The sequence below is a fragment of the Streptosporangium sp. NPDC002607 genome, assembly GCF_053592655.1.
This window is the reverse complement of sequence record NZ_JBSFWD010000021.1, coordinates 24,514-36,842: the sequence shown is the minus strand read 5'-3', so window position 1 is coordinate 36,842 and position 12,329 is coordinate 24,514. Positions and strand designations below refer to the sequence as shown.

The 12,329-nt window shown below is 68.3% G+C and carries 12 protein-coding genes; 9 read left to right on the top strand and 3 right to left on the bottom strand.

Going from position 1 to position 12,329, the window contains the following annotated elements; all coding sequences use genetic code 11:
• Positions 1-18: 18 nt before the first annotated feature.
• From ACWD3H_RS23580 to ACWD3H_RS23560, 5 genes are all read left to right on the top strand, one after another.
• The gene (locus ACWD3H_RS23580; protein ID WP_451956481.1) at positions 19-768 is read left to right on the top strand and encodes an SDR family NAD(P)-dependent oxidoreductase; all 750 of its coding nucleotides are present in this window, start codon (positions 19-21) and stop codon (positions 766-768) included.
• 376 nt (positions 769-1,144) lie between these two features.
• Complete coding sequence (istA, locus tag ACWD3H_RS23575) at positions 1,145-2,740, top strand: IS21 family transposase (RefSeq protein ID WP_451956480.1); 1,596 nt, start codon at positions 1,145-1,147, stop codon at positions 2,738-2,740.
• A gap of 91 nt (positions 2,741-2,831) precedes the next feature.
• Entirely contained in the window at positions 2,832-3,611 is a 780-nt protein-coding gene (gene istB / locus ACWD3H_RS23570) for an IS21-like element helper ATPase IstB (protein WP_451956479.1), read from the top strand.
• 48 nt (positions 3,612-3,659) lie between these two features.
• Positions 3,660-4,418, top strand: coding sequence for a TetR/AcrR family transcriptional regulator (locus tag ACWD3H_RS23565; RefSeq protein ID WP_451956478.1), 759 nt, complete (start codon positions 3,660-3,662; stop codon positions 4,416-4,418).
• Positions 4,419-4,451: 33 nt separating this feature from the next.
• Positions 4,452-5,444 (top strand): VOC family protein, encoded by a 993-nt coding sequence (locus ACWD3H_RS23560; protein ID WP_451956477.1) that lies wholly within the window; start codon positions 4,452-4,454, stop codon positions 5,442-5,444.
• A 187-nt stretch (positions 5,445-5,631) separates the two neighbouring features.
• On the opposite strand, the gene ACWD3H_RS23555 is transcribed toward ACWD3H_RS23560, so the two are convergent.
• Together ACWD3H_RS23555 and ACWD3H_RS23550 are read right to left on the bottom strand one after the other, a co-directional pair.
• Positions 5,632-6,435: an ABC transporter permease gene (locus ACWD3H_RS23555; RefSeq protein ID WP_451956476.1), complete on the bottom strand. Its 804-nt coding sequence runs from the start codon at positions 6,433-6,435 to the stop codon at positions 5,632-5,634.
• Positions 6,435-7,406 carry an ATP-binding cassette domain-containing protein gene (locus tag ACWD3H_RS23550; RefSeq protein ID WP_451956475.1) on the bottom strand — a complete coding sequence of 324 codons (972 nt, stop codon included), beginning with the start codon at positions 7,404-7,406 and terminating at the stop codon, positions 6,435-6,437. The genes ACWD3H_RS23555 and ACWD3H_RS23550 overlap by 1 nt, the downstream gene beginning before the upstream one ends.
• Positions 7,407-7,498: 92 nt before the next feature.
• Between ACWD3H_RS23550 and ACWD3H_RS23545 the strand changes: the two genes are divergently transcribed.
• From ACWD3H_RS23545 to ACWD3H_RS23535, 3 genes are read left to right on the top strand one after another with little or no spacing between them, the layout of a single operon-like run.
• Positions 7,499-8,617 (top strand): TetR family transcriptional regulator, encoded by a 1,119-nt coding sequence (locus ACWD3H_RS23545; protein WP_451956474.1) that lies wholly within the window; start codon positions 7,499-7,501, stop codon positions 8,615-8,617.
• Complete coding sequence (locus ACWD3H_RS23540; RefSeq protein ID WP_451956473.1) at positions 8,614-9,246, top strand: transcriptional regulator; 633 nt, start codon at positions 8,614-8,616, stop codon at positions 9,244-9,246. The genes ACWD3H_RS23545 and ACWD3H_RS23540 overlap by 4 nt, the downstream gene beginning before the upstream one ends.
• Entirely contained in the window at positions 9,243-10,841 is a 1,599-nt protein-coding gene (locus ACWD3H_RS23535) for a pyruvate, phosphate dikinase (RefSeq protein WP_451956472.1), read from the top strand. The genes ACWD3H_RS23540 and ACWD3H_RS23535 overlap by 4 nt, the downstream gene beginning before the upstream one ends.
• Before the next feature lie 168 nt (positions 10,842-11,009).
• On the opposite strand, the gene ACWD3H_RS23530 is transcribed toward ACWD3H_RS23535, so the two are convergent.
• Positions 11,010-11,597 carry a histidine phosphatase family protein gene (locus tag ACWD3H_RS23530; RefSeq protein ID WP_451956471.1) on the bottom strand — a complete coding sequence of 196 codons (588 nt, stop codon included), beginning with the start codon at positions 11,595-11,597 and terminating at the stop codon, positions 11,010-11,012.
• Positions 11,598-11,896: 299 nt separating this feature from the next.
• Between ACWD3H_RS23530 and ACWD3H_RS23525 the strand changes: the two genes are divergently transcribed.
• A complete protein-coding gene (locus ACWD3H_RS23525) occupies positions 11,897-12,289 on the top strand; it encodes a VOC family protein (RefSeq protein WP_451956470.1) in 393 nt (130 codons plus the stop codon).
• Positions 12,290-12,329: the final 40 nt, after the last annotated feature.

Here is a 12,329-nt window from a genome sequence, read left to right as displayed (position 1 = left end):
GCAGCAAGGAGCAACCTCATGTCCAAAGTGATCGCCGTCTTCGGTGCCGGTACCGGGCTTGGCGTCTCGATGGCCCGCCGTTTCGGGCGCGAAGGCTTCCGGGTGGCCCTGGTGGCCCGCCGTAAGGACCGGCTGGACGCCCTCGTCGCGGAGCTTGCCGACGAGGGCATCGAAGCCGCCGCCTTCTCCGCCGATCTGACCGAGCCCGCCCAGGTTCCCACGGTGGTCAACGCCATTCGGGAGCGGTTCGGCAGGATCGACGTGGTCGAGTACGGCCCGGTCCCCGCCGGTCAGAGCTTCACCTCGGCCACCAAGCTGGACGCGGCCACGCTCAAAGCACTGATCCCGCTGTTCCTGCTCACCCCGGTCGAGGTGGTCCAGGCCGTGCTGCCGGAGATGACCGAGCGCGGCGAGGGCGCGTTCCTGCTGACACAGGGCCTCTCCGCGGTGCTGCCGAGTGCCCACTTCAGCGGCCCGGGCCCGGTGATGGCCGCGGCCCGCAACTACCTGTACTCGCTCAATGGCGAACTGGCGGGCACCGGCGTCTACGCCGGAACGCTCGCCGTCGCGGCGGCCATCGCCCGCAGCGAGAACGCCCCGGCCAAGCACGACACCGCGGATGACTTCACGGCGTTCGAGGGCATCGAGTTCCCGGTCGTCGACCCGGACGACATCGCCGAGTGCTACTGGGACATGTACACCCGGCGCGACCGCGTCGAGCAGGTCTACCCGGAACCGACCATCCCGCAGGCCGAAACCGCCTCCTGACCGTCTGACACGCGTGCCGTGTTGTGGAGCAGAGGCAATGGCCCACAGCACGCCACTCGTACCCGCTCCTGATCGCGTTGGCCGCCGCGCGGAGGCAGGCGAGCCGGAGCGGGGTGCTACGAGGGCTCCGGACAGACAGCACATTAGCGCTGAAACCGCCCGGAACCCTTGAGTGTCAGCGATCAAGTTATTGAGCCAGATTGAGGCTTTGCTGAGCAGATAATTGAGCCACCTTCCAGAGGGTCGATCAGGTTATTGAGCCAGGTCACGACGTGTGCGTGTCGCCTGGACTTGGTCATCGGCGTCCATGATCCTTCTGTTGGTCCCTTCAAGGGATTTCGGGGGGATGCCGATGATGGCGCGGAGGTCGTTCCACGTGATCGACATTGCTGAGATCTTGATGCACTGGTACGCGGGTCGGACGGGCCGGGAGATCGCCGACAGTCTGGGCGTGTCCCGCAACACCGTCGCCAAGTACGTGACACCGGCCCTTGCCGAGGGGATACGTCCCGGTGGGCCACCGGTCGCCGAGGCGGAGTGGGCCGAACATATCCACCGGTGGTTTCCCGACCTGCAGGACGGGCGACTGCGGCGGGTGAGCTGGCCGGCGATCGCCGAGCACCGGGACTACATCGTCGATCAGCTCAAGCGTGGGGTCACGATGGCCACCATCCATCAGCGGCTGCGCGATGAGCAGGGGCTGGCCTGCTCATCGGCGTCGTTGCGGCGATGGGTCGGGGCCAATCTGCCTGAAGAGGTGCGCAGGTCGCAGGTGACCGTGCTGCGTCTAGAACCACCTCGTCCGGGTGAGGAAGCGCAGGTCGACTACGGACGGCTCGGAGTCTGGATTGACCCGCAGTCCGGCCGCCGCCACCACATCTGGGCCTTCGCCGTCGTGCTGTGCTGCAGCAGGCACCTGTTCGTGAAACCGGTCATCACGATGGATCAGCACGCCTGGTGCCAAGCCCACGTGGAGGCGTTCGAGTTCTTCGGTGGCGCTCCGGCGCGGATCGTGCCGGACAACCTCAAAACCGGAGTGGACCGGCCTGATCTTTACGACCCGAAAATCAACAAATCGTATGCCGAACTCGGCGTGCACTACCGGGTGCTGATCGATCCGGCCCGCAGCGGCAAGCCCAAGGACAAGCCGCAGATCGAGCGGCCGATGCCGTATATCCGCGACAGTTTCTGGCGCGGCCGGGAGGACAGCTTCATGTCCATTGCCGGCATGGAGGCGGACGCCCTGCGCTGGTGTGTGGAGGTGGCCGGGCAGCGGGCCTGCCGCCCGCTGGATGGGGCGGCTCCGCTGACGGTGTTCCAGAGCGTGGAGCAACCCAAGCTGCGGCCGATGCCGCACCAGCCGTTCGAGCTGGCCCGCTGGTTCCGCGCCAAGGTCGGCCCCGACATCCACTGCTCGGTGGACAAGGTGCTGTATTCCGTGCCGTGGAAGTACATCGGCAAGCACCTGGCCGCGCGGGTCACCGTGAACCTGGTGCAGTTCTTCTACGACGGCGTCCTGGTCAAGACACACGTGCGCAAACCGCGGGGCAAGCAGACCGACCTGACCGACTACCCGCCGGAGAAGATCGCCTTCCACATGCGCTCGCCCGCCTGGTGCCGCAAGAAGGCCACCGAGATCGGACCAGGCTGCGTCGCGGTCATCGACGAACTCCTCGCCGACCACGCCCTGTATCACCTTCGCTCAGCCCAAGGGGTCCTGGCGATGGCCGACAAGCACAACCCCGAGCGGCTGGAAGCCGCCTGCCTCAAGGCGCTGGCCGCCGGCGACCCGTCCTACCGCACCATCAAGGGCATCCTGGCCGCCGACCTGGAACACCTGCGCGACGGCCGCCCGGCCGGAGACGACGGCGCGGGAGCGTTCTTGCGCGGCCCGCAGGAACTGTTCGCCGACATGTCGGCCTACGACAACGTCGTGCCACTGCACGACGCCCGGACCTTCGAAGCGTCCTGACCGGCACTGCGCATCAGCGGCTCCCGCGCCCGGCCTGTCGCCAAACAACGGGCACGGGAGCCTGAAATTCACCATCGAAAGGATACGAACCATGGCCACCAACATCGAGCTCGGCGCGCTGGACAAGGCTCTGCGCACCCTCAAACTTGGCGGCATGCTCGACACCCTGGAGGCCCGCCTGGCCCAAGCCAGGGCCGGCGAACTGGGTCATGTCGACTTCCTGCAGGTCTTGTGTGAGGACGAGATCTCCCGCAGGGAGTCTGCGGCCATCGCCCGGCGCCAGCGCAAAGCCCGTTTCGACGAGCCGGTCACCATGGAGGGCTTCGACTTCGCCGCCTCGCCGAAACTACCCGCCGCCCAGCTGCGTGACCTGGCCGCGTTGCGCTGGTTCCACGCCGGAGAATCGATCATTCTGTTCGGGCCGGTCGGGGTCGGAAAGTCGCATATCGCCCAGTCTCTGGGCCAGTTGGTCATCCGTCACGGCTTGGACGTGCGGTTTATCAAGACCTCCCGCGCACTGTCACACCTGGCGGGCGGGCACGCCGACCACACCTGGCCCAAGCGGCTGGCTGAACTGGCCCGGCCCGCCCTACTCATCCTGGACGACTGGGGCATGCGCGAACTCACCGCCGCCCAAGCCGACGACCTTTACGAGCTGATCAGCGAACGCTCCGGAAAGTCCATGATCATCACCTCTAACCGGGCGCCCGAGGAGTGGTACAGGCAGTTCCCCAACCCCGTCGTCGCCGAGTCGCTCCTGGACCGGCTGATCAACACCAGCTATCGGGTCTTCATGGACGGCCCCAGCTACCGGCCGAACAAGCGACCCGGCAAGACCAGCACGTCAGGACGCGCGAGGGACGACAAGTAGCACAGGCCGACGATCGCCTGACTTCGCTGGGCTTTAAAACTCGTGACCGTGTTACTGTTCTGGTCACGAGTTTGGTGGACGCCGGAGGCGATCGTGGCCAGGACGCAGCGAGCAGATCTACATCAACGCGCCGACGCACTCCTGGATGCCGCAGCAACGCTGCTGCCCGTCGTCGGCAGACGCGAGCTGCGCATCGAGGAGATCGCAAGACGAGCCGGCGTCGGCAAGGGGACGGTCTATCTGCACTGGGCCAGCCGTGAACACCTGCTGCTGGCCGTGGGCGCTCGCGAGGCCGCCGCGATGCTTGAGACCGTCGTAGCCGCGATCCGCATCGACCCGACCGAGGCCGCCCTGCACCGCTACTTCCGGCGACACTTTCTGGAGGCCACGCGACGTCCCATCCTGAAGTCCCTCTTCGTCGCAAATCATGCCGACTTCGGCGTCCTCGCCAAGCATCCGGGGCGGGCCGAACTCCTGAAGTCCAAGCTCGTCGCCGCACACGACCATCTGGCCGCCCTGCGCGACCACCGCCTCCTGCGACCGGACCAGGACCTGGCCGACGTCGACTTCACCGCGCAAGCGATCGCCTACGGTTTCTTCGCCGCCACTCCGCTCGCGCCCGACGATGCGCGCTTCACCCTTGAACACCAGGCCGACCAACTCGCCGACGTCATCCGCCGTTCCTTCGAACCGGCCAGGCATCCCTCAACCGAGCGCTACGCCGCCGCCGCACCGCAGGTCGTCGCTGCCTTCGAGCGCCTCAAAGACGAATTTCACCGCACCGCCTATGGCACCGCCACCGACTGACATCCTGCACGTCAACCCGAAGGGCCCGCCCGCATGGCCAGCAGCGACATCCCCGGACTCCACCACATCGGCCTCGTCGTCCGCGACATGAGCGCCGCGATCGACACTTTCCGCCGGCTGGGCTTCCGCATCGGCCCGCCGGCCTACCCCGCGCTGCCCCCCGCCCCCGGCGCGGCACCGGAGCCGATTGGCGCGGGCAACACCCACGCCGACTTCCCCCGCAATTTCATCGAACTGCTCGCCCTTGCCCCCTCAGACCGCGAACGCCTTCCCGCCGAAGCCATGCTCGTCCCGCTGCACATCCCGGACGACCGGCTCGATGCGACCAGGGAGGCCATGCGGGGAACGCTCGCGGGTCTCGCCGACCGACTTGACCGGTCCGAGGGAGCCCACATCCTCATGTTCGCCACCACCAACGCCGACAAGACCGCCGCCGAACTCGATACGGCCGGCATCAGCCACAGCGGGGCTCTCGCCGCCCAGCGGCCGATCACCACCGCCGAAGGCACCAGACTCGAAGCGATCAAATACCTAGAGATCAACCACGACCAGGCATCCGCCGATGGCATGGCTCCCGAAGGCCGTATCGGTGCCGTCGAAGACGCCCCACCCGCAGTGCTAGACGCCCAAATCGGCCTCGACCACCCCAACGGCGCGGTCGCCCTGGCCGAATGCCTCCTCTGCGTCACCGACGACGACCTCGACCTCGTCGCCGAGCGCTACGAGCGCTATCTCGGGATTGCCGCTCACCGCGATGGCTCATCCAGGCGCTTCGACCTCGACACCGGCCGGCTCACGATCACCAGCCCTGCCGGACTCACCGCACGACTGCCGGGCGAGCGAGCACACAGCCTGCCCGCCCTGAGCGCCTATACCATCGAAGTCACCGACCTCGCCGCCACCGAACACCTCCTGGCCACCCAGGGCATCCGTCCCCAGCAAGCCGCCACCGGCGAACTGTTCATCTCCGCCACGGCCGCCCACGGGGCAGCGATCATGCTTCGGCAAGCCACCGCCACCACATGACATCACCCCGTTGACGAGCGTGCCATACGTGATTGGGAAGCGGACGATCCCACCCGAATGGCGCAAGTGTTCTTCGTGAGCACTTCGCCCCGAGTGGCTCAATTACCTGCGCACAGGCTGGCTCAATTGGCTGACATTCGACACCTTGAGGGGCCGAGATCAGGAGTTACCCCGAAAACCGGCCGGGTCATTGTTGGCGGCTGTAGGCGCGGATGGCCAGGGGGCAGAACACCACGAAGAGGGCCGCGCACCAGATGAGCGTGGTGGTGACGGTGCCGCCGACCGGGGTGCCGTTGAGAAGGGCGCGGCAGGCGTTCATGACGTGGGTGACGGGGTTGATCTCGGCCCAGGTTCGCAGCCAGCCGGGCAGGGTCTCGACCGGAGCGGCAAGGCTGGTGCCGAGCTGCAAGGGCAGGAAGCTGATGAAGCTGATCGCCAGGACGGTGTCGGCGTTCTTGACCAGGACGCCGACGAACACGGTGACCCAGCTGAGGCAGAAGCCGAAACCGATGGCCAGGCCGGCGGCGGCGAGGGCGGCCGCGAGGTCGCCGTGGACGCGGAAGCCGAGGAGTGCGCCGATGGCGAAGAGGATGGCGACGGCGAGCAGGTAGCGGACGATGTCGGCCAGCACGGAGCCGAGCAGGGGCGCGAGGCGGCTGATGGGCAGGCTGCGGAACCGGTCGGTGACGCCGTTCTTGAGGTCGAGGTTGATGTTGGTGCCGGTCGAGACCATCCCGGCGAGGCCGGCGCCCATGACGAGGATGCCGGGGAAGAGGTACTGGAGGTAGCCGGCGGTGGAGCCGGCCACCGATCCGCCGAAGAGGTAGAGGAAGAGCACCATGAACAGGGCGGGTGTGACGACCCCGTTGATGATCGGGCCGGGGTTGCGGGTGGTCTTGGCGAGGCTGCGGCGGGCGAGCACGAGGCTGTGCCGGAGCCAGGCGAGCGGCCGGGTACGCGGTTGTTCGGTGCTGGACACGGTGGCGGTCATCAGGCGGCCTTCGTTGGTTCGTTGGCGGTGGTAGGTGTTCCGGTCAGGGCGAGGAAGACCTCGTCGAGGCTGGGCAGACGCAGCGACAGTTCGGAGACGCCGATGCGGTGTTCGCGCAGCCGGGCGGTGATCTCGAAGAAGTCCTCGTCGCCGGCGACGGGCACGACCAACTCGTGGCGGGTGGCGCGTTCCGGGGTCCGGCCGGTGACATCGGCCAGGATGGCGGCGGCCGCGTCGGTGACGCCGGGGTCGTTCAGCCGCACGGCGATGGTGTGCCCGCCGACTTCTCGTTTCAGGTCCGCGGGAGTGCCGGAGGCGATGACCCGTCCCTGGTCGATGACGGTGATGGCGTCGGCGAGGGCGTCGGCCTCTTCGAGGTACTGGGTGGTCAGCAGGACGGTGACGCCGTCGGCGCTCAGGCCGCGGATCATCTGCCACAGCTCGTCGCGCTTGCCGGGATCCAAGCCCACCGAGGGCTCGTCGAGGAAGACCACCTCGGGGCGTCCGACCATGCTCGCGGCCAGGTCGAGGCGGCGGCGCATGCCACCGGAGTAGCCGGCCACCGGCCTCTTCGCCGCGTCCGCCAAACCGAAACGGGCCAGCAGCTCCGCGGCGCGCCGGAGAGCCTGCGGCCGGGGCAGGTCGAGGAGCCTGCCGATCATGACCAGGTTCGCCAGCCCGGTCAGCTCCTCGTCCACGCTGGTGTGCTGGCCCGACAGTGCGATCCGCCGACGTACCTGTCCCGGCCGGCGTGCCACGTCGAACCCGGCCACGGATGCGCGTCCGCTGTCGGGACGCAGCAGGGTCGCAAGGATGCGGATCACGGTGGTCTTGCCGGCACCGTTGGGTCCCAGCAGGCCGAGCACCTGCCCGCGCGGGACGGCCAGACTGACCCCGTCGAGCGCGGTGACCTTGCCGAATCTCTTGGCCAGTCCCTCGGTCTCGAACCCATGATCGATCACCGTCACCATCCCTCATCTCAAGTCGCTTCGCAACTCAAATGTTCTTAACATCTGAATTTTGAGAGTATCCTAATGCCAGCGATCTAGGGAAAGGAACTGCGATGGTTCGACTGACTCGGGTGCAGCAGCAGGAGCGCACCCGGAGGTCCGTGCTGGCGGCGGCGAGGGAGGAGTTCACCGAGCACGGCTACGCCTTGGCCAAGGTCGACCGGATCGCCGAGCGGGCCGAGCTGACCCGCGGGGCGGTGTACTCGAACTTCCCGAGCAAGCGCGCGCTGTATCTGGCGGTGCTGATCGACATGGTCGAGAGCGCCACCTCGGGTGAGCCTCCGACGTCGCCGACATCACCGACGTCGCCGGCCGAGGTGCTGGGCGTGTTCGCCCGGACCTGGCTTGAACGGCTGCCCCTGGTCGGCGACACGGCTTCGGGAGGGCGGCTGCACCTGCGCTCGCTGGTCGGCGTCCTCGATGACGAGCACGGGCGCACGGTGCTGGCGCAGGTTGTCCGGCTGGAGGCGCTACTGCTCGCCATCGCGCTGGAATCGTGCGAACCGGCCCATGCGATGCCGGTGCGACGCGTACGGCTGGCCGAACTGGTGCTGACACTGCTGGACGGCTCGGGTCACCTGGCTGAGAGCGCACCGGGATTCGGTGACCCCTTCGACCTGGCGCGTGCCTGTGCGCATCTGTCCGGGATCGATCTCGCCGACACATGGACGCCGTCGTATCTGCCCTATGTCGCTCCGGCACAACCGTGTGGGGACGCATGGGATCCGCCCACCGAACTCGCGAATCAGATCAGCGGGGATCGGGTCGACTTCGGCGCCGACGGTCTGATCGCGGTGCTGGGTGCCGGTCGTCTCGCCGCCGCCGAGGAAGCCGTCCGTTCCGCTCGGCCCGGCGAGCAGGTGACGGTGGTCGTCGTCACGAATGACTCCGCCGAGACGGGCCGCCTGGTACGGCTCAGGATCACCGACCTCCTCGGCTGCCTGCGGCGGGTGTTCGCTCCCGAAGCCTGGCAGCGCGTTCGGCTGGTCCTCGATGACGGAGCCCTGACCGCGTCGGCGATCGGCCTGACCGACCTCGACGACGAGACAGAGGCCGCCGTACGCGTCCGGGGCGGCGCGATCGTCGCCCGAGCCCACGGGCGAGGCGCCGCGTACGCGGCATCGACCGCCGACGCTTCGAACGGCACGCAGCCGCGGAGTACCCGGACATGACCCGGCCCGAGCTTCCCGCGACCGGCACCGGCCTGCTGGTCCTCCACGCCCTGCGCTGCGGCGGCGCCGCCGGCCTCGCCCGCCTGGCCAGTGCCACGGGTCTCGGTGAATCCGACGTCGAGTCCGAGCTGATCGATCTCGCGGTCGTCGGTCTCGTCACGCATATGGCCGGCGACTTCGGCGGGTGGAGTCTGTCGGACACCGGCCGTGCCGTAGACGCCGAACGGATCACCGACGAGCTGGAGTCAGCCGGTGCTCGCACCGCCGTGACCGCGGCGTTCGACGGCTTTCTGGTGCTCAACCCGGAACTGCTCGACCTCTGCACGGCATGGCAACTCCGGTCCATCGACGGTGTCATGACCGCCAACGACCACGGCGATCCCTCCTACGACGCCCGCGTCCTCGCCCGATTCGTCGAGTTCGACCAGCGTGCCGCCGTCGTCGGCGCCGAGCTGTCCGCGGCATTGCCTCGATTCGGCCGCTACCGAGCCCGCCTCACCGAAGCCCTCGATCGCGCCGGCTCCGGCGCGCTGGAGTACGTGGCCGACAACACCGCGTCGTACCACACCGTGTGGGCCGAGCTGCACGAAGACCTGCTCGCCACACTCGGGATCCCCCGATGGGGATGAGATGGATTCGCCCGCTCTCCACGCGGGTCGAGGAGACGGCGGAGACGCTGGGCGGCAAGGCACACGGCCTCCTGGTCCTCCGCCGTCTGGGGTTGCCGGTGCCTGCCGGGTTCGTGGTCACCACAGAGGCATGTCGCGCGTTCCTGCGTGACGGGCGTCTTCCCGACGGACTCGACGACGAACTCGCGACAGCCGTCACCGACCTCGAAGCCGCCACCGGGCGCCGCTTCGGGGGAGCACAGGTGCCGTTGGCGGTGTCCGTTCGCTCCGGGGCCGGCGTGTCGATGCCCGGCATGATGAACACGATCCTCAACCTCGGTCTCACGACCGGAGCCACCGCCGGGTTGGCGGCCGAGACGGGCGACTCGCGGTTCGCGCTGAATTCGCGGCTGCGGTTCCTGTCCAGCTTCGCCGCTGCGATCACCAACCAGGACGTGGACGGCGGCGGAGCCCGTGGGCGAGGAACCGGCGACGAGGAGGCACGGATCGGAGCGATCGAGGACCTCATCCGGCAACGATGTGGCCGGCCGATTCCGGACGACGCGACCCGGCAGCTGGAGCTGGCGGTCAAGGCCGTGTTCTCGTCATGGGACACACCGCGCGCGCGAACCTACCGCGAGCTGCATGACGTCCCGCACGATCTCGGCACAGCCGCGATCGTGCAGACGATGGTGTTCGGGAACCGCGATGACCACAGCGGCACCGGAGTCGCGTTCAGCCGCGACCCCAACACCGGGGAGAACGTCCCGTTCGGCGAAGTGCTGTTCGGACACCAGGGCGAAGACGTCGTCTCCGGCAGATCGTTGACCCGGCCCCTGCGCGAACTCGCCGACCGGGAACCGGCGGTGTGGACCGGCCTCCTCGATGCCCTGAGCCGGGTCGAGGGGCACTACCGCGACGCGTGCTACGTCGAGTTCACCTTCCAGGCCGGGGAGCTGTGGATTCTTCAGGTCCGGCCTGGCCGGTTCGTCGGGGGGGCCGCTGTCCGCGTGGCGACCGACCTCGCCGACGAGCGTGTGATCGGACGTCACGAAGCGCTGCTCAGGATCTCACCGCGGCATCTCCAGCACGTCCGCACACCCCGGATAGCGACAACCGAGCAGGTCGACATCCTGGCCCGAGGGCTGGGCGCCTGTCCCGGTGTCGCGGTGGGCAGGGTGGCGACCACGGCCGACAGGGCAGTGCGCATGGCCGGGGACGGCCCGGTCATCCTGGTACGGCCGGAGACCTCCCCGCACGACATGCGCGGCCTGGCGGTCGCCGCCGGAATCGTCACCGCCCGTGGCGGGCCGGCCAGCCACGCCGCGGTCGTCGCACGAGCGATGGGAAAACCCGCTGTCGTGGGGATCGGCGACCTCACCGTTGACATCGCCTCAGTGAGAGCCGGTGGGCGCACCATCGGTGAGGGCACCCTCGTCACCATCGACGGGACCGGTGGCGAGGTCGCCCTCGGCAGCCCCCGCATCGTCACGACCACGGCCGGCGTCCACCTGCGTCGGCTACTCGAATGGGCTGACGACGTATCGGGCGACCGCTCCGAACGCGACGAAGCCCGGCGCCTCGGTGCCGCCCATGCCGTACTTCGTCATGACTAGTGCGGTAGCAGCTTGGGTTTGCCCCGTTTCGTGGTGACACGCCGATTGAGGTCCTACCTTGGTCGGCGTGATCGCTTCAGACTCCGCGTGTGGCTGAACGGGTTCGCGTACGTGAGATCGATGACGATGAAGGCAACCGGCTGCTGCGGCTTTCTGCCACACCGCCGCTCATGGCCGCGCGCCGGGCCCGAACCCCGTCCAACGCAGGTCAGGCGGAAGGTGACCCATGTCGTTGTACAACAGCACTGTCGGCGCTACACCGTCGCGATACTCGATCGCCGTCAGCGCCGTGTTTCCGCAGTTCAGCCCCAGCCACCGCGCCGGTGGCGCGTCGAGGGCGTGCCGCACCAGCCAGGCCACCGGGTAGGCGTGGGTTACCAGGACCTCGTGGGTCTCGGTTTCGGCGGGGCGCGCGAACCTGCCGATCAGTGCATCCGCAAGGGCTGCGCCCGCGGCGGCTTCCGCGGCGTCGTATCCATCGAAGAACCCCGCCCACGCGGGGGGCATCTCGTCCGGCACGTGCGGCACGTGGTCAATCAGCTCGGCCGCCTCCCGCACGGCGACGCCCGGCAGGTGCTCACCTACGATCTGGGCGGAGCGCACTGCCCGGGGAAGGGGCGAATGCCACACGGCATCGACCGGCAGGCCGGCCAGGCGCTCCCCGACCAGTTCCGACTGCCGCTGCCCGACATCGGTCAACTCGCCGAACGGGTCCGCCGCGCCGTGCCGCATCACGTACAGGTGCCGAGTCGCCATTGTCAGATCCCGGGCCTCAGATCCATACCGCGTGGCAAGAGCCGGCGCTCGTCCCCGCCACCCGGCGCAGGCCTGCTCGGAAAGTTCGAGCACACCGCCCCCCAAGTCAGCCGAACCATCACTGCCCCTTCCCTGGACAACCCAAATTAGGATACTCACAAAATCCAAATGGTCACAACATTCGAAATAGCGTCAGGGGGTCGGCCGCGATCCGCCGCGTCTACCTCGACTCTTGGCACGATGGCTCCGTTCTGGAGATCGGCAGCCGCGAGAGGACCATAAGATTTACGATCATGAAAATGCGGATCGATCTGGTGGCGATCGTCGTGGAGGACTACGACCGGGCCATCGAGTTCTTCGTCAACGCCCTGGGCTTCGAGCTGGTCGAGGACTCGCCGTCGTTGACCAACGACGGCCGCCCGAAGCGATGGGTCGTGGTCCGGCCGCCGGGTGGTGAGACCGCCATCCTGCTCGCCCGTGCGGACGGCGAGCGCCAGGCCGCCGCCGTCGGGGAGCAGTTCGCCGGGCGGGTGGGGTTCTTCCTGCGGGTGGACGACTTCGACGCCGCCCACGCGCGGATGACGGCGGCCGGCGTCGAGTTCGTGACCGTACCGCGCACCGAGCCCTACGGGCGGATCGCCGTCTTCCTGGACATCGCCGGCAACCGATGGGACCTGCTCGGCCCGGCCTGAACGCGGACACCGGCCGTCACGCGGCGAAAGAGGATCCCGG